This window comes from Frankia sp. QA3 (assembly GCF_000262465.1).
Taxonomy (GTDB): Bacteria; Actinomycetota; Actinomycetes; order Frankiales; family Frankiaceae; genus Frankia.
Window position 1 is genome coordinate 229,384 of record NZ_CM001489.1, and the last position, 20,494, is coordinate 249,877.

Below are 20,494 nucleotides of genomic sequence, written 5' to 3' on the forward strand. Positions count from 1 at the left end.
GAGGGCGCGGCGGTCGGCGTGACGACCTCGGTGAACCCGGAGCCGAGGACGAGCTGGACGCCGGTGATGCTGGGGTCGGCCAGCACGCTCGATCCCGGCACGGCCGCGGCGACCGTGCGCGCCTCGGCCTCCTGCCCCGGCCCGTAGACGACCCGGGACGTCTCGTGGGTGAGCACCGAGGCGTTGCCGGCGTTGCGCGCGTGGAAGCCCTTGCGGGTCAGCGCGCTGGTGACCTGGGAGGCGAGCCCGGAGCGGGAGGAGCCGTTGTAGACGGCGACCCGCACCTGTGACGGGGCGGCGATCGCGCCCGGGGCGAGCGAGGGGCCGGCGCCGGCGCCGGCGCCCGCGTCGGTCGACGAGGTGGCGCCCTCGACGCGGCCGCCCAGCGGCTCGACGATGCGCAGCAGGTCGTCGGGCCGGTAGAACTGCACCGACGCGCGGGTGCCGTGCAGGCGGATGTCGCCCATGTCGTCGATGGCGCCCTCGGCGCGGGTCGGGGCGTGGGTGGGCACGGTCTGCATCCGGATCCCGCCGCTGGTCAGGCCCTTGATGCGGGTCCCCAGGCTGAGCAGGTCGCGGGGCTTCGTGTGCTCGTCGAGGGTGAGCGCGCCCGCCGCGGTCGACAGCAGCCGCTCGATCTTGATCGGGTTCGACAGCGTGTCACCGTTCATGATCTTGTGGAACATGGCGCCGATGAACTGCTGCTGGCGGCTGATCCGGTCGGTGTCGCCGGCGGGCAGGCCGTGGCGCTGGCGGACGAAGGCCAGCGCCTGGTCCCCGTTGACCTGGATGGTCCCCGGGCCGCCCCGGAAGCCGCTCATCGGGTCGTTGGTGTTCGTGCTGACCCGCCACCGACCGGTGTCGTCCTGGAAGCGCTGGGGCGGTGCGTTCGACGGCTTGATGCACACCTCGACGCCCCCGATGGCGTCGGTGATCTGCTTGAATCCCTGCAGATCCATGGAGATGTAGTGGTCGACCTGCATGCCGGTGAGGCTCTGGACGGTCTTGACCAGCAGGGACGGCCCGCCCGCGGAGATCGCCGCGTTGAACTTGTCCTTCGTCGCCGCGTGGTGCTTGCCGGCGTCGTCGGTGTACTCGGGGATCGTCACGTACATGTCGCGGGGGAACGAGACCATCGTCGTGGTCCCGTCCTTGCCCAGGTGGGCGAGGATCGTCGTGTCGGAGCGCTGCCCCTCGAGGCCGGCCCGGCTGTCGGTGCCCACCAGCAGGTAGTTCGCCACCCCCACCCCGCTGGAGCCGCCGTCCGAGCCGAGACCGAGATCGATCCGGTTGACCTTGCCGTTGATGAACGAGTACGCGGCCCAGCCGCCCACCGTGACCACGAGCACGCAGCAGGAGACGAAGGAAAGGAAGGCGAGCAGCCCGCGCCGGCGCCGCGGGGGTGGGCCGCCGGGCCCCGAGCCACGTCCCGACCGGCCGGGTCCCGTCCCCCGCGGATCCAGCCGAGGCGGGAGGACCCGCATGCTGTCCAAAGCGTCGTGCTGCAGGTGCGGTGCGGTCACTTCCCGCCTTTCCTCGAGGGGCCCTGCGGGCAGGGTCCGACGTAGTGCGGAAAGTAACACGTATGGGCGGATGGCTTACATTGAGGGGTGTCGGATGCTTTCCCCGTATACGTGGCGCCATGGGGGCGGTACCGTGCCGGGATTCGTTCGCTGATCACCCCCGCTGACGACGTCCCGGCCGGGTCACCCGTTTCGGCGAACGCTGCTTTCCGCCGCAGGCGAGGTCAGGCCGGTCAGGCGTGGGCGTAGCCGTCGAGCAGGCGGCGCAACGCCCAGCGGAACCGGTCGACGGAGTTCCACCCCGCCGCGGTGTCGGTCGCCGGGCGGTCGGAGTCCCACCCCGCCGCGGGCACGCATACTCATAGTAGTGATTCGTGACCAATGGTCAGCGGGCCGCCGTGCCGTCGCGCGGCGGCCTCGGCCCCCGTCCGAGGCGAGCTGGGTGCGTTCGCTCATCCCCCTGGTCGTCCTGCTCGCCGTGGTCGTCATGGACCTCGTCGGCGACCGGCGATATGTGATCATCACCAGCCTGGTGATCAGCCCGCTGCTCGCCGCGGCCCTGACCGGGCCGCGGGTGACCGCCGCGTACGCCGTCGCGGCGCTGCTGTTCGGCGCGCTGCAGGCCATCCCGCTCGGCTACTACACCGGGGTCGGCCACGAGAGCCTCGCCGCCCAGGTGATCCGGCTGGCGGTGATCGCCGCCGGTGGCGCGATCGCGGTCGCGGCCAGCCGGGACCGGCAACGGCGCGAGACCCGGCTGCGCGACGTCACCCGGGTCGCCGACGCGGTGCAGCGGGCCATCCTCGGTGCGGTCCCCGCCCGACTGGGGGATCTGCGCCTGGCCGTGAACTACGACAGCGCCGCCGCGCAGGCCCGGGTCGGCGGGGACCTCTACGAGGTGGCGCAGACCCGTTGGGGGGTGCGGATCCTCGTCGGCGACGCCCGGGGCAAGGGACTCGACGCCGTCCGGCTCGCCAGCCGGGTGATGGCCACCTTCCGGGTCGTCGCCCGCCACCTGGCCGATCCGGAGGAGGTCGTGGCCGCCCTCGACGCCGAGGTGGTCCGCTCGGGCGGGCCGGAGGACTTCGTCACCGCCGTGTTCGCGCAGGTCGACGGCGCCCGGCTGGAGATGGTCAACGCGGGTCATCCCGACCCGGTGCTGCTGCACCGGGGCGCGCCGCGCCTGCTCGACGCGACCGGGCGGCGCACCCCGCTCGGCCTCGGCGCGGCCGGCACCACCGTCGTGCGCGGCCACCTCGTCGCGGGCGACCGGATCCTGTTCTACACCGACGGCCTGGCCGAGGCCCGCCACCCCCGGACCCGGGAGTTCTTCCCGGTGCTGCCGGCCGCCCAGGCCGCCCTCGGGCCGGCGCGGCGGCTCGACGCGGGCCTGGCCGACCTCGTCGCGGCCCTGCGGCGCTGGACCGAGGCGACGCTGGCGGACGACGTCGCCCTGCTGGCCGCCGAGTTCGCCCCGCCCGCGTGGGCCGTGGCCCCCGTCGCGGATCAGCCCACCCGGGTGGGCGACGACGGGCCGTGGCGGGCGCCGGCCGGGGCGTGGGAAGGCTCCCGGTCCGTCGCGGGTTTCTCGCCAGGGCGCCGATGACGCCCAGCGCCACCACGGCGAGGTGACGGGAGGCGATCCGATGACGACGCAGCAGGCGCGGGGCCGGGTCCGGCTGGAGCAGGGGCGCAAGCGGGTGCGCGCCTACCTCGGGGGGCGGCTGGTCGCCGACACCACCAGCCCGGCGCTGGTCTGGGAGAACCCGCACTATCCCGCCTACTACCTGCCGCGGGGCGACGTCGTCGCCGAGCTGGTCCCCACCGCCCGCACGGAGCACTCCCCAAGCCGCGGCGACGCCGTGTACTACGACGTGCTCGTCGAGGGGCGCACCGCGCCGGCGGCGGCCTGGGCGTACCCGCAGTCCCCGATGGAGGGGCTGCGCGAGCTGGTCCGCCTCGACTGGGACGCGATGGACCGCTGGCTGGAGGAGGACGAGCCCGTCTACGTCCACCCGCGCAGCCCCTACACGCGCATCGACGCGCTGCCCAGCTCCCGGCACGTCCGCGTCGAGATCGACGGGGTCGTCGTCGCCGACTCCCACCGCCCGGTCGTCCTGTTCGAGACCGGCCTGGCGCCGCGCTACTACCTGCCGCTCGTCGACGTCCGCCAGGAGCTGTTGCGCCCCTCGGACACCCGCACGCGCTGCCCCTACAAGGGCAACGCCGAGTACTTCTCGGTGGAGGTCGACGGGACGCGGCACGACGACGTCGTCTGGACCTACCGCACGCCGCTGCCGGAGAGCGCCCGCATCGCCGGCCTGGTCTGCTTCTACGACGAGCGCGTGACGGTGTCCGTCGACGGGGTGCCCACGCGTCCCTGACCGCCGGCCGCCGGCCCGTCGAGCGGGCGGCCGCGGGGCCGCGTAGGCCGGTGAGCAGCAGGCCGGTCACGGCGTCGAGCACCTCGGCGTCGGAGTAGGCCGGCGTCGGCGCGCGCAGCAGGGCGAGCGCCAGCGTGGACAGCAGGCCGCCCATCGCCGCGGCGATCAGGGTGGGGTCGCCGGGCAGCTCGTGCCCGCGCTCGCGCAGGTACTCCAGGTGGTCGCGCAGCATGTCCGTCGCGGTGACGAGGCTGCGCCAGGCCTGCTCCGGGGCGTGCCCGCCGGACCGATCGCCCGACGGAGGCGCAACGTGATCATGCCCGTGGTCTTCCCCCGGGTCTACGAGCGCGCGACGTCCTGGCTCCACGACTACGACCCCGGCGTGCTTCCCGCGCGGGGCCACCACGCGCTACCCGCGCGGACCCGCGGCGCGCTGCCCGCCTGAACCGCGTCGGCTCGGCGGGGCGCGGGGGTCAGCCGGTCAGGACGGACATCGCCTGGTCGAGCAGGGCGGCGAGATCGGCCGTCCCGTCGGAGTCGCGCCACACCGTCAGGGCGGCGTCGTAGCAGCCGAGCGCGGCCGAGGCCAGCGCGCGTGGGCGCGGGTCGGCGGTGTCCGTCGGCGGGATGGCGAGCCGCCGGGCGAGCTCGGGGGCGAGCAACCGCTGCCAGCTGTTCTGCCGCTGCAGCTGGCGGGCCTGCAACGACGGCGTGTCGACCATCATCCGGGACAGCCGCAGGGCGCGCTCGGGATTCTCGGCGTTGACCCCGATGATCGCGTTGAGCGCCTGGCGCAGTGCCTGCCACGGCGTCTCGTCCGCGGGCCGGCCGGCGAGCGCGTCGAGCAGGACCAGGCCGCGTTCCTCCACCCCGAGCAGGACGACGTCCTCCTTGGTGGCGAAGTAGCGGAAGAAGCTGCTGCGCGACAGGCCGGCCTCGGCGGCGATCTGGTTGATCGTCGTGCATTCGAAGCCCTGCCGGTCGAACAGGTCGAACGCGACGGCCGTGATCTCCGCCTGCAGCGCCCGTCTCGTCCGACTGCGCAGATCGGTGCCGCGCGCCGGGGTTGCGGCGCTGTCGGGGACTGACGCGGGGTTCTTCACCACGGGCCGAGGATACCAGATCTGGTATCGCGGCTCAGATGTTGGACTGAGTCTCATCTTTGAGCTAAAGTCTCACTGCGACCTCCGGTCGGACTCCCCAGCGAACCGAGCCCCCGGCGTTGTCCCGGGCACAGCGGCCGGCCCGCTGGTCCCTGTACCTCCCATCGGTCTTCACGCGCGGGAAAGTGATCAATGACTGCGGAGACACTGGCGCCCACCGGGGCGCCCTCGACCGGGCTCGGCCCGTGGATGCGCTTCCGGCGGCAGTACTCCCGGCTCTCGCCGCCGGTCCAGCTGATCGGCCTGCAGCTCTGGCTGCCGCTGGTCTTCGTCATCGCCTTCTGCCTGTGCTACGTCAACGCCTTCCACCAGCCGGCGCCCAAGGACATCAAGGTCGCGGTGGTCGGGACGGGCCCGGCGGCGGCGACCCTCGCCGACCGGCTGGAGGGCACCAGCAACGGCATGCTGTCGGTCTCGGTGGCGGGCTCGGTCGACGACGCCCGCGGCGACGTCCGCGACGGCGACCTGGCGGCGGCCTTCACCCCCGGCGCGGCGAACCAGCCGGCCCGGCTGCTCGTCGCCAGCGGCGCCCAGTTCCAGCTCGCCGAGGTCGTCCAGCAGACGTTCGCCCCGGTGGCGGCGGCCGAGGGCACCACCCTCGCCGTCGACGACCTCGCCCCGCTGCCCAAGCACGACTCCTACGGCACCTCGGGCTTCTACATCGCGCTGGTCTGGATCATCGCCGGCTACATGGTCGGCATGTTCATCGGGATGATGGGCCAGACGCTCAAACACCACGTCCGCCTCGGCCTGATCGTCGGCTCCGGCTTCGTGTTCTCGCTGCTCGGCACGCTGTTCGCCGGTCCGGTGGTGGGCGCGGTGCACGGCCACTTCCTGTCGCTGTGGCTGCTCGGCTGGGTGACGACGATCTCGGTCGGCCTGGTGGTCAACGGCCTGTCCTACTTCATCGGCCGCTTCGTCACCGGCGCGGCGCTCATCCTGTTCGTGTTCCTCAACATCCCGGCGTCGGGCGGGGCGTTCCCGGCCTCGTTCGTGCCCGAGCCGTTCAAGTGGCTGCACCCGTACGTGTTCGGCACCGGTGTCCTCGACGTGCTGCGCGACATCGTCTACGGCGTCGGGCCCGGGATCGGCCGCGGCGCGACGATCATCGGCGTCTACGCTGCGGTCGGCATCGTGCTGACCGCCCTCGGCCGGCCGTTTTTCAACCGCCGCAACCGGCTGCGGGCCGAGCGCGGCAAGCCGGTGTCGATGATGCTGGCCGCGCAGGGCGCGGCGATGGCGGCCCGCCAGGCCGAACAGGCCGAGGCCGCCGCCGGTACCCGTCCGCACCACGTCACCACGAGCGAGGGCCCGGGGCGGGGGGACAACGAGTCCCGCGGCAACGAGTCCCGCGGCAACGAGTCCCGCGGCAACGCGTCCCGCGGTAACGAGTTTCCCGGCAGGGCTGTGCGCGACAACGAGTTCCGCGACAACGAGTTCGCCGATGAGGAGGCCGAGTCCGACGCGGCCGCCGTCTCCGGTGCGGCGGCGGGCAGCGGCAGCGCCTGACGTCCGATCCCGCCACCGATCCCGCCCCGCCCCTTCCCCGTGGCGCCCGCGGGGGAGGGCGCGGGCGGCGGCCTCCCGGGGCGACGCCGGCCCGAGAGGCCGCGTCGGTTCAGCCGGTGGGCACCGACCAGCGCACCCGGGTGCCGCCGGCGGGGCCGGGCTCCAGGGCGAAGGTCCCGCCCAGGCTCTCGGCCCGGCCGCGCAGGTTCGCCAGCCCGCTGCGCCGCGTCGTCGGGCCCATGCCGACCCCGTCGTCCACCACGTCGACGCTCACCCGGCCGTCCAGGGCGCTCACCGTCACCTCGACGGCGCGGGCGTGGGCGTGGCGGGCGGCGTTCGACAGGGTCTCGCGCACCACGGCGATGAGATGGTCGCCGACCGCCGCGTCGATCGCGGTGTCGACCGGCCCGTCGAGGTGCAGTCGCGGGGTGAAGCCGAACGCGCCGGCCATGTCGTCGATGATGCCGAGGATCTGCGCCCGCAGCCCGCTGCCCGTCGCCGGGGTGGACCGGCCGCGCAGCTCGAAGATGGTCTGGCGGATCTCCCGCACGGTCTCGTCGAGATCCTCGACGTAGGTGCTCATCCGCTCCGCGCGCGCCGCCCGCTCCTCGCTGGCGGCCAGGCCCTGCAGGCCCATCGCCACCGCGAACAATCGCTGCATCACGTGGTCGTGCAGGTCGCGGGCGATCCGGTCGCGGTCCTCCAGCAGCGACAGCCGGCCCCGCGCCGCCCGCGAGCGGGCCAGTTCCAGGGCGAGCGCGACGTGGGCGGCGAACGCGGCGGCGAGTTCGAGGTCCTCGTCGCTGAACAGGCCGCTGCCTCGGCGCCGGCCGAGGATCAGCGCCCCGGAGGTGACCTGCGAGGCGATCAGCGGCACGATCATGATCGGACCGACGTCGAGCTTGTCGACCTCGGAGCCGCCCAGCGTGCGCACGTCGGCGACGACGAGCGGGGCCCGGTCGTGCACCGCCCGCCCGGCCAGCGACGTCTCCAGCGGCACCCGCTCGCCGCGCAGCAGGTCGGCGTCGTGGCCCTCGGCGACGTCGAAGGACAGCTCCCGCGCCGTCGGGTCGCACAGGGCCAGCGCGGTCGTGTCCGCCCGGGCGACGTCGCGGGCCCGCTGGACGATCAGCTCCAACGGGTCGTCGCCGTCGGCGAGCAGGTGCCGGGTGATGTCCGCCGACGCCTGCGACCACTGCTGGCGGTGCTGGGCCTCGCCGAACAGGCGGGCGTTGTCGATCGCCACGCCGGCGTTGGCGGCGAGCGCGAGCACGAGTTCCTCGTCCTCGGCCGTGAAGATCCGCCCGCCGCGCTTCTCGGTCAGGTAGAGGTTGCCGAAGACCTCGTTGCGGACCCTGATCGGCACGCCGAGGAACGCCCGCATCGGCGGATGCCCGGCGGGGAAGCCGACGGCGCGGGGATGGTCGGCGATGTCGTCGAGGCGCACCGGCCCCGGCTCGGCGATGAGCAGGCCGAGCACACCGTCGCCGCGGGGGGTTCGGCCGATCGCCTCGACGAGGCCCGGGTCCATCCCGACGTGGATGAACTGTTCGAGGTGACCGTCGCGGGCGATGACGCCGAGCGCGCCGTAGCGGGCGTCGACCAACTCGCAGGCGGACTCGACGATGCGGCGCAGCACCACGTCGAGGCTGAGGTCGGCGGTGACCATCCGGTTGGCCCGCAGCAGACCTCGCAGCCGGCCCTGGGTGGCCAGCACATCCTGGGCCCGCTCCACCAGCTGGGAGAGAAGCTCGTCCAGTTCGAGCCGAGCGACAGCGGGGAAGATCAGGTCTCCCGACGACCCTGGCGGGGAGGTCTCCCCGCAGGCCGCCCCGGAGGCCCCTGCGCCGGCCGGGGCGAGGTCCCGTTCGGACTCCATGCTTCCAGGACGATAACCGATCCGCCCGGGACGGCGGCCGTCGTCCTGATCGCGGCCGAACCGTTCCCGGTGAGGATGGGCCGCGGGTCCCGGCGGCGGCCATCCGTCCGTGGTGGGCCCCACGTCATCGGGATTGCGGCGTGGAGACCCCGCCGTTCACGGCGAGGAGGAAACGTCGCCTCATCTTATTCATCGGTCGATATCCTTGTCGTAGAATTGAGAAATGTCCCGGTACCGGCTTTGTCCGACCGCCGAAAAGGCGGCGGTGCTGGGAGACCATTGCGGGCATGCGCGGTACGTGTGGAACCTCGCCGCCGAACAGCAGTCGTGGTGGAATCCGCGCCGCGGCCCGGCGCCCGAACCACCACGAGCAGTCCCGCCAGTTGACCGAGGCGCGCCGCGAGAATCCGTGGCTGGCGGCTGGTTCGCAGACCGTCCAGCAGCAGGCGTTGCGGGATTTCGCCACGGCCATGGCGAACTTCTTCCGGGGTTCGCACCGCCGGCCGTCGTGGCGCAAACGCGGCCGGTCGGCCGGTCGGCCGGTTTCCGGATCGTCGCGGTGCAACCCGCCGCTGTGCGCGTCCTGAACCGCCGCTGGTCGGCGGTGCGGATTCCGAAGGTGGGGTGGGTGCGGTTCCGCCGGTCCCGGGCCGTTCCGGACGCCCGTTCCTACCGGGTGACGCGGGACCGGGCGGGCCGCTGGCAGGTGGCGTTCGCCGCCGTGCCCGCTCCGATCCCGGCGCCGGGTACCGGCGGGGTCGTCGGGGTGGACCGGGGCGTGGCCGTGTCGGCCGCACTGAGCAGCGGGGAGATGCTGCACTGCCCCGGGCTGCGGCCCGGCGAACACGCCCGGCTGGTCCGCCTGCAACACCGGCTCGCCCGAGTGCGACGCGGCCCGAACCGGCGGGCCCGGCTGCGCGCGCGGATCGCCCGGGTGAAGGCCCGGGAGGTCGACCGGCGCAAGGACTGGGTCGAGAAGACCAGCACCAGCCTGGCCCGCCGGTACGACCTGATCCGCGTCGAGGACCTGCCGGTCGGGACCATGACCCGATCGGCGCGGGGCAGCATCGTCGAACCGGGACGGAACGTGCGGCAGGAAGCCGGGCTGAACCGGAGCATTCTCGCCCACGGCTGGGGACTGCTCGTCCAACGGCTGGAACAGAAAGCCCCCGGCCGGGTCGAGAAAATCAATCCTGCGTACACGTCGCAGACCTGCAACACCTGCGGGGTTCGGGACCGCCAGGCGCGCGAGAACCAAGCCGCCTTCGGCTGCCGGGGCTGCGGGCAGCAGGCGAACGCCGACGTGAACGCGGCCCGCAACATCGCCCTGGGACCTCAGTGGGCAACCACGTGGGTGACTGCGCGGGGAGGCAACGCCGATGGGCGGCCCGTGAACCGCGAACCTCCACACTGCGCACCCCCTCCGGTGGATGGGTAGAAGTTGGAATCCCCCCGCGTTCACGCGGGGGAGGATGTCAACGGGCAGCCTCCTGTCCACCGGATCGGCCAACCGGCGCCTGGGTGCGGACCGGCGGGCCGAACACCAAGCGAGCCGCCGCGCGCCATTCGCCATCCGCCGTGCGCCGTGCGCCGCTGTGCGGTCGGCGCCGACGCCCCCGGGGCCGACCGGCGGCGGGTCATCCGTCATCCACCATGCTCGGCCCCGTCCCGCCCCGGCGCCCAGGGACCTTCGGCACCCATCGTGGAGCTTTCCTACCGTGCGATGTGGACCATGCCGGCCACGGACCGGTTCCGCTGGCGGCCCGTCAACCCTCGCTGCCAGGGCGTGCGGTGCGGATTCCGCCGCAGCCGGCCGCGTCGCCGGACCATGCCCCGGACGGGCCGCCGCCCCGCCCGACGCGGCGGGAGGGGACTGTCTGCCCCGATCGGGCCAACCAAAAGGTGGTAGCCCGCGGCTGCACGGTATCCCCCGAACGGGGAGGAGGTAGCGGCCGAACGTACCGCGGGCGGCGGGCCGTTCGGCTCCCCCACGGGGCCCGCAGCGCACTCGCCGGCCCGGGCCGGGACAGGCACCCTGGAAGGGAGACCGGGAAGCCGGCCCGAGGATCTGGAGCTGGTCGTGGCGGGCTGCATCGTGGTGGGAGTGGACGGGTCCAGGGACGCCGACGCGGCGCTGCGCTGGGCCGCCGGGCAGGCGTGGCTGCGTCGGGACCGCCTCGAGGCGATCCTCGCCTGGACCCCGGACGACTGCCCGCGCGAGGTGCTCGACCGCGCCTACGCGCCCGGTCCGCACACGATCGAGGGAACCGCCCTGGCGCTGCTGCGGGAGTGCGTCCAGCGGGCCCAGGACCCGCGCCGGCCGGTCCCTGTCACCGAGCGGGCCGTCTATGCCGACGCCGTCGAGGCGCTGCTGTCGGCGGGCGCGGGTGCGAACATGATCGTCGTCGGCTACCGGGGGGCCAGCCGGCTGCGCCGGTACCTGGTCGGGTCGGTCTCCGCGGCCTGCCTGCACCAGGCGACCCGGCCGGTCGTCGTCGTCCGGGCGGACGGCCGGACCGCCGAGGACGACGACAGCGGCCGGCCCGTGCTCGTCGGCGTGGACGGGTCGGCGGCGTCGCTGGCCGCGTTGCGCTGGGCCGCCGAGCAGGCGGCGCTGCACGCGGCGCCGCTGCGGGTCGTGCACGCCTGGCAGCCCGCGCCGCTGCTGCACCCCGGTCACCGCGGCGCGCGCGACCGGGCGGCGCTCGAGCAGGCCGCGCACGCCGTCCTCGACGACTGTGTGACCAGGGGGTTGGCGAACAGGGGGCCGACGAACAGGGGGTTGGCGAACAGCGGGTTGGCGAACAGGGGGCCGGCGGACAGGACGGACGTCTCCCTCGACACTCGGCTGGCACTCGGCGGGCCGGCGCAGAGCCTGCTCGCCGCGGCCGCCGACGCCCGGCTGCTCGTGCTCGGCGCCCGTGGGCACGGCGGCTTCACCGGCCTGCTGCTGGGTTCGGTCGCGCATCAGTGCGTGCACCACGCGCGCTGCCCGGTCGCGGTCATCCCCGACCCCATCCGCTGAGCGAGCCGTCTGGCAGCGCGGCGGCTCTGCGAGCGTCTGAGCCTTGAGGGATCGGAACGCTAGGAGACTCCGCCCGCGGTCCCCGCCTCGTCCGGGGCGATCCCCGCCGGGGCGGGCTCCCAGGAGACGACGCGGGCGTCGGGCGGGGACTTGCCGACCTCGGCGCGGGCGCGGCGGACGGCGGCGATCTCGGCGGTCAAGTCGGCCAGGCGGACCCGGCGCTGCGCCGGGCGGTTGACGGCGATGGTCGCGGCGGCGACGACGACGTTGACGAGGTCACCGCCGGCGAGGCCGTCCGACTCCCGGGCGAGGATCTCGCTGTCGACATCGTCGGCGCAGGGGAGTTCGTCGGGCAGCATGTGCCGCCACAGGCGCAGTCGTGTCTCCAGGTCCGGTAGCTCGAAGCGGACGTGCGCGAGGATGCGGCGGACAAACGCCGCGTCGTAGTTCTTCGGGTAGTTCGTTGTGAACACCACGACGCCGTCGAAGAGGTCCAGCTGGCGCAGCATCGTGGTGCGGGACATGTTGACCGCGTGGTCGGCGCTCTGCGTGACGTTGCTGAGCCGGCTACCCAGCAGCGCGTCGGCCTCGTCGAAGATGACCACCGCGCGGGCGTCCCGGGCGGCATCGAAGGCGGCCTCGATGTTCTTCGGGGTCTGCCCGACGTAACGTGACTCGATCTGCGCGTAGTTGACGTTGATGAACGGCCGGCCGGTCTGGTGCGCGATGGCCTCGGCGCACAGCGACTTGCCCGTGCCCGAGGGGCCGTAGAGGTTGATGGCGACGCCCCGGCGGTACGGGTCGATCTTCGCCAGGTTCCAGGTGACGAAGAGTGTCTCGTGGTTCTCGATGAGGCTCAGCACCGACAGCACCCGCTCGCGCACCACATCGGGCACGATCAGGTCCGCGAGCGCCCTTCTGGGTGTCTCGGGTGTGAAGGCGGGAGTGTTCCCGCCCCCGGATCCGTTCTCCGGCTGTCCGCCTCCCAAGGCGCCGTCCCCGGATCCGGGTGGCCGTTCCATGGCCCATCTGAGCGGCATCGGGCGTCCGTCCCTCTAGGCGAGATCGAGCAGGTCGAGGACCTGGGCGTGCCCACGGCGGTTCAGCTCGCTCAACAGCCCGCTGTCCTTGATCTGTTTCATCGAGTAGGTCTCGTCGAGGACGACGGTCGCCCGTGGTTGCCGCCTAGCCTTGATCCGCAGGGACGCCCGCACGCGGGAGCCGACCTTGTCGAGCCGGATCAGCACGTTCATCAACGCGCTGGCGGCGAGCCCGCGGTCCCGCAGCCAGGCGGCCACGGCGAGCTTGACGTCCCGGATCAGCGCGACGGTGACGAGCGCGGCGAGCGCCGCCAGGATGCCGACGACGATAATCATCTGTTGTCTCCCCCTGACGGGCCGCGCTCAGCGTGCCCTCACTGCGGTGGCCGCCACCGGCGGTGGATCTTCTTCTCGCCGCTGCGCAGGTATTCGGCCCTGATCTCCTGGGGAACGTTCTCCCACGGCCGCTCGAGCGTGGCAGTGATCGTGTTGCCGTCGGTGTAGGCACAGCGGGCGACGACGTGGACCGGACTCGCGCCCTCGTCGAAGGTGAAGTCGACCTCCACATCGCCGACCAGCGCGCGCAGGCGGTCGGACGCCGCGGTCGGCGCCCCGCGCAGCACCGCCTCGCGCACGTCGTCGGCGCTGGTACCGACCCGCCGCGACCAGTCGTGTTGCAGCGCGTCGAGAACGAGTGCCGACAGGGGTGAGCCGGCCGGCGCCGAACGACGTCGCCAGAAAAGGAGGGCGACGGCGAGCGCCGCCGCAGCCGCCGCCGCCGTGAGAAGTCCCGCGGTCACCGCCTTCACCTTCTTCTCCGCGCCCCGCCGGATAGCCGGCGCCTTCTCCGAGATCCGTTCGACCGGCGCTCGCCGCGCGTCCTCGCGACCCACGGCCACCAGCTCTCCTGTCGGTGTCATGACTGTGCAGGCCTCCTGCCCTGTTTTTCGGGTCCCGGCCGTCTATGTTTCCAGTCCGAGTTCACTGTCGCGAACCGCCGTCGCGTCGAAGGTATGGCTGGCCGTTCCCGTGCGTAGCAGCTGTTCGCGCACCTCCTGCGGCAGGTCCTCGTGGGAGATGACCTGCTCGGTGACCACCCGCCGGATCGCCGGCTCCGTGTCGAAGGCGTCGAGCCCTTCCCGCACCCAGGAGGTTATGCGCACGACCCAGCGCGTGCTGTTCGACAGCCGCTCGATGTCAATCACCTGCTTGAGCAGCCACTGGCGCAGTTCCCACCAGGCCTTCTTGGTCGCCGCGAGGACCGGCGAGGCGACCTTGTCGACCGCGACGAACGCGGACCGGGTGGCCGAAGCCAGTTCCGGAAGATACTCCTCCACCCAGGGCAGGAAACTCTCCGTCGCCCAATGCAGCACCTTCGTCCAGGTGGTGATGAGAACGGCGGCGGCAACACCGGCGATGCCGATCAGCACCAGCCAGGCGAGCGGGATCGGCATCACTTCGCTCCGGGGTAGAGGACGAACACCACGTTCGGCTCGCCGTGTCCGAGAATCCGCTCGCGGACCTGCTCCGGCAGCTTCTCCCAGGGCAGTTCCTCCACGACCCGCCGGGAGCGCACGCCGGCTGGGCCGGCACCGAAGAAGATCTCGACCACCCGCTCGCCGCGCTGGTCCCGGCCCCGGTTGCCCTGTCCGGAATACGTGGCCGTCACCCGGACCACCGCGGCCCGCAGCGCGGTCACGACGGCTGGGACGGGCTCCTCCAGGTTGGCGGTGATCACCGGATCCTCCTCCCCGAAGAGGCGCAGCAACGCCGGGTACACCGACCGGACGTCGTGACCGGTGATCTGCGCGCACTGGTCCGCGATCAGCTCGTAGACGGCGATCTGCTCGGCCAGGTCGTCATCGTCGATCTGGCGAACCACGGAGTCGAGCACCTGGCGAAGCCGGTCGACGCCGAACAGCGCGACCCGCAGCGCGGCCTCTTCTTTGCGCCCGCTCGTCCGCAGCTGTTTGAGCAGCAACTCTGCCCGATCGAGCTGCGGAAGAACCGCCAGCAGAATGTCGGACGACGAAACAGGACGATCGGTCATGTGCTGCCCCCGTCCACGATGCCGTCCGCATCTCTGGACGTCATCGTGTCAGCCATTACCTTTATATGATCACGTAAGTTACTACATCGCCGGTGTCGAGTAGCGGCGGTACCGGCGGAAAGAACGGCGGTATCTGTCCGGGTGGTGGCGCCGCCTTCTGTGGCTCTGGTAGTTCCAAAGCTCCGATCCCTCGGTGGGGGATTTGGGGGGATTTTGACTGGGGCGCAAGTTTCTCGTTGCGGCTCGGCAATGTCCGCACGCTTGTGTGACGTCTCAATGTGGGCGGCCTCTTGCGTACTGCAGCCGCGGCGGCTCCGCCGTGTGAGCTGCGCCGTCGGAGCATCCTGACCGGGGTGCGCCGGCTTCCCGGCAGCCGGCGATCGGTCCGGGTCACCCCGGCGGGCGGGGCCGGTCGCGCAGCATCGGGGGCTGGTCAGCCGCCTGGTCGCGGCTCGGAGCCGACGGCTGAGGGCGTCCGGGAATCCCCTGGGGTGCCGCCGGCCGGGGCGGGGCCGGCGTGGCCCTGGGCGACGAAGTCCTTGCCGCGGATGAGGGTCAGCGCGCAGACCGCGCCCACGAGCGCGACGACCCCGGTGACGATGAGCAGGTCGTTGATCGCACCCGCGAAGCCGGCCCGGATCGCGCCGGCCAGCGGGCCGCGGGCGCTCGGGGGCGCGGCGGCGAAAAGCTGGTCGGTGTCGCCGCGACGCAGCGTGTCGGCGATCTGCCCACCCTGCCCGCGCAGCGCCGGGACCCCCCGCAGGGCACTGTTGACGCCGCTCTCCAACCGGGCCGCGAAGATCGAGCCGAGGGCGGCGATGCTGATCGCCATGCCGATCTGGCGGAACGTGGTGTTCGCGCCCGACGCCATGCCGGAACGCGCCGGCGGCACCACCCCGACGGCCGTCGAGGCCAGCGGCGGGTTCACCAGCCCGCTGCCGATGCCCGCCAGGACGAAGCCCGGGATGAGGTGCGTCCAGGAGCTGCCCGCGTCCAGGCCGGACATGATCAGCAGGCCGACGCCGACCAGGGCCAGACCGGGGCCGATGAGCCACCGCGCCGGCACCACGCTGCTCAGCCGCCCGGCCACCGTCGCGGCGACGAGGCTGCCCGCGCTCACGATCAGCAGCCGCACGCCCGACTCGAGCGCGGAGTAGCCCAGGTCGTTCTGCAGGTAGAGGACCAGGTAGACGAACATCGCGAACAGCGAGCCGTTCATCGCGACCGCCGCCACCGACCCGCCGAGGAACGTCGGGGTGCGCAGCAGGGACAGGTCGAACATCGGGTGCGCGACCGTGGTCTCCACGGCGACGAACGCGACGAGGAACGCGATCCCCAGGCACAGGCTGACCACGACGCCGGTGTCCGACCAGGCCGTCTCGCCCGCCCGGATCAGGCCGTAGACCACACCGACCAGCCCGGCGGTGAGCACGGCGAAACCGGGCCAGTCGGGCCGGTGCGCCGCCGGCGGCCGGGACTCCTCGACCTTCCAGACCGTCAGGGCGACGGCGACGATCCCGATCGGCACGTTGACCAGGAAGATGCCCCGCCAGCTGATCCCGCTGGTGATCAGGCCGCCGAGGATCGGCCCGAGTGACGTGGCGATGCCGGTGACCGCGCCCCACACCCCGAAGGCGATCCCCCGGTCGCGGCCGCGGAAGCTGTGGGCGAGCAGCGCCAGCGACGTCGCGAACAGCACGGCGCCGCCCACGCCCTGCACACCCCGCGAGATGATCAGCATGATCGCCGACTGCGAGAGCCCACACAGCAGCGACCCCGCCGTGAAGATCGTGAACCCGATGGTGAACAGCAGGCGGCGCCCGTAGAGGTCGGCGAGCGAGCCGGCCGTCAGCAGCAGCGCCGCCAGGGTCAGGGCGTAGGCGTCGATGACCCACTGGACGTCGGCGAAGCCGGCGTCGAGGCCGCTCTGGATCTCCGGCAGCGCGACGATCACGATCGTGACGTCGAGCAGCAGCATGAACGTGGCGCCGCAGACGACCAGCAGCGTCCACCACTTCCGATCCATGGTTCTCCCTGGTTGCCGAGTGCGTCGGTTTGTCGAGTGCGTCGGTTTGCTGGGCGCGTCGGTTTGCTGGGCGCGGCGGTCTGCCGGGTGCGTCGGTGCCGGTGCGGCGTCCCGGGCCGCCGGGACGGCCGGCGTGCCCGCGAACGCCAGGCGGTGATTGTCTGACGTTTCGCGACGGTCTGGGGTGACGTGGCGACGCCGCGCCTTCTCCGCACAGGGCGGCGCCGAAGTCGGCGGCTGGTTGAAGCCACGGCTGGTGTTGAAGCCGCAGCTGGTGTTGAAGCCGCAGCTGGTGTTGAAGCCGCAGCCGGTGAGGTCCGCGGCTGGTGCATGTCCTTCCCGGGCCCGGGCGGAACGGGTGCGTCGCCGGGAGAAGCGTACGAACCGACTGACCGTCAGTCAATCGACTGACTGACGGTCAGTCGGCATTCGTATCATGGGCTGCGTGGAATGGAGGTGGGTCGATGCCCAGAACCAAACCGGCCGACGAGCGGCGGGCGGACCTGCTGGCCGCGGGGGCCGAGATGTTCATGGCCAAGGGCGTCGCGGCGACCACCCTCGATGACATCACCCGGCGGGCCGGGGTCTCGAAGGGCCTGTTCTACCAGTACTTCCCCTCGAAGGAGGGGCTGGTCTTCGCGCTCCAGGAGAAGTACGCGATCGAGTTCGCCGCGCACGTCACCGCCGCGGCGGCCGAGCGGCCGGACTGGCCGGGCAAGCTCGACGCGGCGGTTCTCGTCTGCTTCGAGCATTTCCGGGTGGAGGAGGGGCTGCAGGACGTGCTGTTCGCCCATCTGCCGGGCGAGTCCGCCCAGCTGCGGGAGGGCGCCGGGGTGGTGGACCCCGGCCATCATGCCGCCCACCATCGCCTCGTCGAGGCGATCGCCGCCCTGCTCGCCGCCGGCGTCGCCGCGGGCGCGTACCGGGTCGACGACGTGGAGGCGACCGCGGTGCTGTTCTTCACCGCGATGCACGCCTTCGACAAGGCGTTCCGCCACGACTACGAGCTGACCGACGACCGCCTGCTCCAGGCGACCCAGCGGCTCGTCCGCGGCGCAGCCGGCTTGACCGAGGCGTTTTCCCCGGCCGTCGGGACCGGCGCCGTCGGGACCGGCCCCGCGGCACGGGCCGATCCGCCCGTGACCACCACGTCCCTCGGCTGACCTACGCACCCGTCGTCGGCGGGTCAGGGCGGCCCCGGCGGGCGGGACTGGTCGCGCAGGCGTTCCAGCACCCGCCGGTCGCGCTTGGTCGGCCGCCCCGCGCCCCGGTCGCGCACGGCCACCGCCGGGGTCGGATCGCGCAGCACCGGGGGGCTGTGATCGACGAAGCACTCGGCCGCCACGGGCGCCCCGACCCGATTCCGCAGCACCTTCGTGATCACGACGATCCGCTCCCGCCCGCCCAGCCGGACCCGGATCTCGTCGCCCGCACGGACCAGGTGCGCGGGTTTGATCCGTTCGCCGTTGAGCCGGACGTGCCCGGCCCGGCAGGCCTCCGTCGCCTGCGAGCGCGTCTTGACCAGCCGCACGCACCAGATCCACGTGTCGGCCCGGACGGAGTCCTCCGGCGGCGTCATCGGGAACCGCCGTGGAGATCCCGTCCTCCAGGGCGGGGAGGAAACGGCGAAGCGGAACGCAACATGGGCGGACAACCCCTCACACGGCAAGGCCGTAGAACGTGAGCCTGGCGCGGGCGGAGGCGGTGAAGCGGGCGTACCGCTACCGCTTCTACCCGACCTCTGTCCAGGTCGACGAACTGAACCGGACGTTCGGATACGTCCGGCTCGTCTACAACAAGGCCCTCGAAGAACGCACCCGGGCCTGGTACGGCGAGCAGCGCCGCGTGACCTATGTCGAGACGTCGGCCATGTTGACCGACTGGAAGAAAACCAAGGGTCTGGACTTCCTGCCCGAGGTGTCGTCGGTGCCGCTCCAGCAGGCCCTGCGGCATCTCCAGGTCGCGTTCACGAACTTCTGGGCGAAGCGTGCGGGCTACCCGACCTTCAAGTCGAAGCGGAAGTCCCGGCCGTCCGCCGAATACACCTGGTCGGCGTTCCGTTGGAAGGATGGCCGGCTCATCTTGGCGACGATGTCCGAGCCGCTGGCCATCGCCTGGTTTCGTCCGCTGCCCGACGGCGCGGAGCCGTCGACGGTGATTGTGTCCCGCGATCCGGCGGGCCGCTGGCATGTGTCGATCCTCGCCGAGACTGTGGTCAGCGAGTTGCCACCGGTCGACGCCCAGGTGGGTGTGGACGCGGGCCTGGCAGCGTTGCTGACCTTCTCGGACGGCGAGAAGGTCAGCAATCCGAGGCACGAGCGCCGAGACCGGGTGATGCTGGCCCGGGCGCAGCGGGAGCCGTCCCGGAAGGAGAAAGGTTCGAAGAACAGGGCCAAGGCCCGGGTCAAGGTCGCCCGTATCCACGCGAGGATCGCGGACCGGCGGCGCGACGGTCTGCACAAGGTCACCACTCGACTCGTTCGCGAGAACCAAACGATCGTGATCGAGGATCTCGCCGTCCGTAACATGATCCGTAACCACGGTCTTGCCCGAGCTATCTCGGACGCGGCTTGGGGCGAACTGCGCCGGATGCTGGAGTACAAGGTCGGCTGGTACGGCCGGGACCTGGTTGTGATCGACCGGTTCTTCCCGTCGTCCCAGACCTGTTCGGCCTGCGGGAAAATCGACGGGCCCAAGCCGCTCGACGTCCGGGAGTGGACGTGCCGCCAGTGCGGCGTGCGCCACGACCGGGACGTCAACGCGGCGAAGATGATCCCGGCGGCCGGGCTGGCGGTTGCTGCCTGTGGAGATGGAGTAAGACCGGACCAGCGGTAGCTGGTGAGGCATCTGTCGGAACCTCCCTTCGGGAGAGGAAGCAGGAAACCCGGGGCGTGAGCCTTGGAATCCCCCGCCTTCAGGCGGGGGAGGATGTCAAGGCGCGACTCTACGAACCGCGCGGGGCGCCCGCCGGGCTTTGGTCGATCGGGCGGGACGGGTGAGCGCCCCCCACGCCGGATCCGCTTCGCCCGCCCCGGCTCCGCTTTGCCGGTGGACCGGGGCCCGGTGAACGGGCGACGTCAGGCCGGACGGGCGGGTGCGTGGCGCTGGGCCGCGCGCAGCACCGCCCGGGCGATCTCGTAGCCGGCGATGGGCAGCTTCAGCCACCAGTGGTCGAGGAACCGGTAGTCGTCGGCGGGCACGACCCGGGCGGCGAGCTCGGGCCGCAGCCGGCGCAGGTACCGGCGCCCGCGCGCCGCGTGCAGCGGGTCCGAGGCGATCGTGACCGTGTCCGCCGACTCGACGAACGGCAGCGCGAACGTGATGTTCTCCCAGGTGTTGCGGGCCGCGGTCTCCAGCCGGATCTTCTCCGCGGGCACGCCGAGCGTCTCGCGCGCGTACCCGGCCATGGCCTCCGCCTCGGTCACCGCGCCGGGCGGACCACCCCCGGTGAAGATCAGCCGGCTGCCCGCGTCCGGGGCGAGCGAACGCACCCCGATCTCGGTGCGCCAGCGTTGGAGCGGATGCAGGCCGCCCGCGTGGGTCGACGGGAAGCCGAGGACGACGACCGCCTGAGCGCCCCGTCCCGTCGGGTGGGCGCGTCCATCGCCGCGGAGCTGGCGCGACGCCAGCCAGTGCAGCGCCTCGGCGACGGCGACCGGGGCTGCGGCGACAGCGGCGACGGCGGCGACGGCGCGCAGTCGTCGTGCCCATGGTCGCTCACGGGTGGGCCGGGTCGCTGTCACGAGGCCATCCAACACCGGGCCTGGGCGCTTTCGGTCGGTTCCGTAAGCGATGCGGCGGATGTCCCTGTCGGCTGACAGCAGACGACGATCATGTCGAGGTCGCCGGCGCAGTAGGGTCGCGGTGACGCTGGGCCGGACAAGGATGCTGGGTC

General features: G+C 72.5%; 19 protein-coding genes and 1 pseudogene. 9 read left to right on the forward strand and 11 right to left on the reverse strand.

Features of this window, described 5'->3' with window-relative positions; translation table 11 throughout:
* Positions 1–1,523 (reverse strand): LCP family protein (locus tag FRAQA3DRAFT_RS00890; protein ID WP_009399264.1); only part of this gene is annotated, 1,523 nt, incomplete at its 3' end.
* A gap of 442 nt (positions 1,524–1,965) precedes the next feature.
* Here FRAQA3DRAFT_RS00890 and FRAQA3DRAFT_RS00895 point away from each other — a divergent pair.
* The 3 genes from FRAQA3DRAFT_RS00895 to FRAQA3DRAFT_RS37950 all read left to right on the forward strand — a co-directional run bounded on the left by FRAQA3DRAFT_RS00895 (position 1,966) and on the right by FRAQA3DRAFT_RS37950 (position 4,352).
* Positions 1,966–3,129 carry a PP2C family protein-serine/threonine phosphatase gene (locus FRAQA3DRAFT_RS00895; RefSeq protein ID WP_009399266.1) on the forward strand — a complete coding sequence of 388 codons (1,164 nt, stop codon included), beginning with the start codon at positions 1,966–1,968 and terminating at the stop codon, positions 3,127–3,129.
* Positions 3,130–3,169: 40 nt separating this feature from the next.
* On the forward strand, positions 3,170–3,907 hold the full coding sequence (locus tag FRAQA3DRAFT_RS00900; protein ID WP_009399267.1) for a DUF427 domain-containing protein: 738 nt from the start codon (positions 3,170–3,172) through the stop codon (positions 3,905–3,907).
* Between the two features lie 310 nt (positions 3,908–4,217).
* Positions 4,218–4,352 (forward strand): hypothetical protein, encoded by a 135-nt coding sequence (locus tag FRAQA3DRAFT_RS37950; protein ID WP_255346988.1) that lies wholly within the window; start codon positions 4,218–4,220, stop codon positions 4,350–4,352.
* A gap of 28 nt (positions 4,353–4,380) precedes the next feature.
* On the opposite strand, the gene FRAQA3DRAFT_RS00910 is transcribed toward FRAQA3DRAFT_RS37950, so the two are convergent.
* On the reverse strand, positions 4,381–5,013 hold the full coding sequence (locus tag FRAQA3DRAFT_RS00910) for a TetR/AcrR family transcriptional regulator (RefSeq protein ID WP_232291852.1): 633 nt from the start codon (positions 5,011–5,013) through the stop codon (positions 4,381–4,383).
* A 189-nt stretch (positions 5,014–5,202) separates the two neighbouring features.
* Between FRAQA3DRAFT_RS00910 and FRAQA3DRAFT_RS00915 the strand changes: the two genes are divergently transcribed.
* Complete coding sequence (locus FRAQA3DRAFT_RS00915; protein ID WP_009399270.1) at positions 5,203–6,579, forward strand: ABC transporter permease; 1,377 nt, start codon at positions 5,203–5,205, stop codon at positions 6,577–6,579.
* A gap of 109 nt (positions 6,580–6,688) precedes the next feature.
* On the opposite strand, the gene FRAQA3DRAFT_RS00920 is transcribed toward FRAQA3DRAFT_RS00915, so the two are convergent.
* Positions 6,689–8,458 carry a GAF domain-containing protein gene (locus FRAQA3DRAFT_RS00920; protein ID WP_009399271.1) on the reverse strand — a complete coding sequence of 590 codons (1,770 nt, stop codon included), beginning with the start codon at positions 8,456–8,458 and terminating at the stop codon, positions 6,689–6,691.
* A 223-nt stretch (positions 8,459–8,681) separates the two neighbouring features.
* Between FRAQA3DRAFT_RS00920 and FRAQA3DRAFT_RS38320 the strand changes: the two are divergent.
* The 3 genes and pseudogenes from FRAQA3DRAFT_RS38320 to FRAQA3DRAFT_RS00930 all read left to right on the forward strand — a co-directional run.
* Positions 8,682–8,744: pseudogene (locus FRAQA3DRAFT_RS38320) on the forward strand (hypothetical protein); the annotation flags it as partial.
* A 342-nt stretch (positions 8,745–9,086) separates the two neighbouring features.
* Positions 9,087–9,896, forward strand: coding sequence for an RNA-guided endonuclease InsQ/TnpB family protein (locus FRAQA3DRAFT_RS00925; protein WP_369809437.1), 810 nt, complete (start codon positions 9,087–9,089; stop codon positions 9,894–9,896).
* A 642-nt stretch (positions 9,897–10,538) separates the two neighbouring features.
* Positions 10,539–11,483, forward strand: a complete 945-nt coding sequence (locus FRAQA3DRAFT_RS00930) for a universal stress protein (RefSeq protein ID WP_009399272.1) — start codon at positions 10,539–10,541, stop codon at positions 11,481–11,483.
* A gap of 59 nt (positions 11,484–11,542) precedes the next feature.
* Here the strand turns inward: FRAQA3DRAFT_RS00930 and FRAQA3DRAFT_RS00935 are convergent, their stop codons facing one another.
* From FRAQA3DRAFT_RS00935 to FRAQA3DRAFT_RS00960, 6 genes are all read right to left on the reverse strand, one after another.
* Positions 11,543–12,379, reverse strand: a complete 837-nt coding sequence (locus FRAQA3DRAFT_RS00935; protein WP_198287005.1) for an ATP-binding protein — start codon at positions 12,377–12,379, stop codon at positions 11,543–11,545.
* Positions 12,380–12,538: 159 nt separating this feature from the next.
* Positions 12,539–12,859, reverse strand: coding sequence for a hypothetical protein (locus tag FRAQA3DRAFT_RS00940; protein WP_009399274.1), 321 nt, complete (start codon positions 12,857–12,859; stop codon positions 12,539–12,541).
* Positions 12,860–12,897: 38 nt separating this feature from the next.
* Positions 12,898–13,443, reverse strand: coding sequence for a hypothetical protein (locus FRAQA3DRAFT_RS00945; RefSeq protein WP_009399275.1), 546 nt, complete (start codon positions 13,441–13,443; stop codon positions 12,898–12,900).
* 42 nt (positions 13,444–13,485) lie between these two features.
* On the reverse strand, positions 13,486–13,977 hold the full coding sequence (locus FRAQA3DRAFT_RS00950; RefSeq protein ID WP_009399276.1) for a hypothetical protein: 492 nt from the start codon (positions 13,975–13,977) through the stop codon (positions 13,486–13,488).
* Positions 13,977–14,573 (reverse strand): hypothetical protein, encoded by a 597-nt coding sequence (locus FRAQA3DRAFT_RS00955; RefSeq protein ID WP_009399277.1) that lies wholly within the window; start codon positions 14,571–14,573, stop codon positions 13,977–13,979. Before FRAQA3DRAFT_RS00955 ends, FRAQA3DRAFT_RS00950 begins: the two co-directional genes overlap by 1 nt.
* A gap of 433 nt (positions 14,574–15,006) precedes the next feature.
* Positions 15,007–16,599: an MFS transporter gene (locus FRAQA3DRAFT_RS00960; RefSeq protein ID WP_009399278.1), complete on the reverse strand. Its 1,593-nt coding sequence runs from the start codon at positions 16,597–16,599 to the stop codon at positions 15,007–15,009.
* 464 nt (positions 16,600–17,063) lie between these two features.
* On the opposite strand from FRAQA3DRAFT_RS00960, the gene FRAQA3DRAFT_RS31105 reads away from it, so the two are divergent.
* Positions 17,064–17,762: a TetR/AcrR family transcriptional regulator gene (locus FRAQA3DRAFT_RS31105; protein ID WP_009399279.1), complete on the forward strand. Its 699-nt coding sequence runs from the start codon at positions 17,064–17,066 to the stop codon at positions 17,760–17,762.
* Positions 17,763–17,785: 23 nt separating this feature from the next.
* On the opposite strand, the gene FRAQA3DRAFT_RS00970 is transcribed toward FRAQA3DRAFT_RS31105, so the two are convergent.
* Positions 17,786–18,178, reverse strand: a complete 393-nt coding sequence (locus FRAQA3DRAFT_RS00970; RefSeq protein ID WP_009399280.1) for an RNA-binding S4 domain-containing protein — start codon at positions 18,176–18,178, stop codon at positions 17,786–17,788.
* A 101-nt stretch (positions 18,179–18,279) separates the two neighbouring features.
* Here FRAQA3DRAFT_RS00970 and FRAQA3DRAFT_RS00975 point away from each other — a divergent pair, with 101 nt between their 5' ends.
* On the forward strand, positions 18,280–19,434 hold the full coding sequence (locus FRAQA3DRAFT_RS00975; RefSeq protein WP_009399281.1) for an RNA-guided endonuclease TnpB family protein: 1,155 nt from the start codon (positions 18,280–18,282) through the stop codon (positions 19,432–19,434).
* A gap of 242 nt (positions 19,435–19,676) precedes the next feature.
* Here the strand turns inward: FRAQA3DRAFT_RS00975 and FRAQA3DRAFT_RS00980 are convergent, their stop codons facing one another.
* Positions 19,677–20,342, reverse strand: a complete 666-nt coding sequence (locus tag FRAQA3DRAFT_RS00980) for a YdcF family protein (RefSeq protein WP_009399282.1) — start codon at positions 20,340–20,342, stop codon at positions 19,677–19,679.
* Positions 20,343–20,494 lie beyond the last annotated feature (152 nt).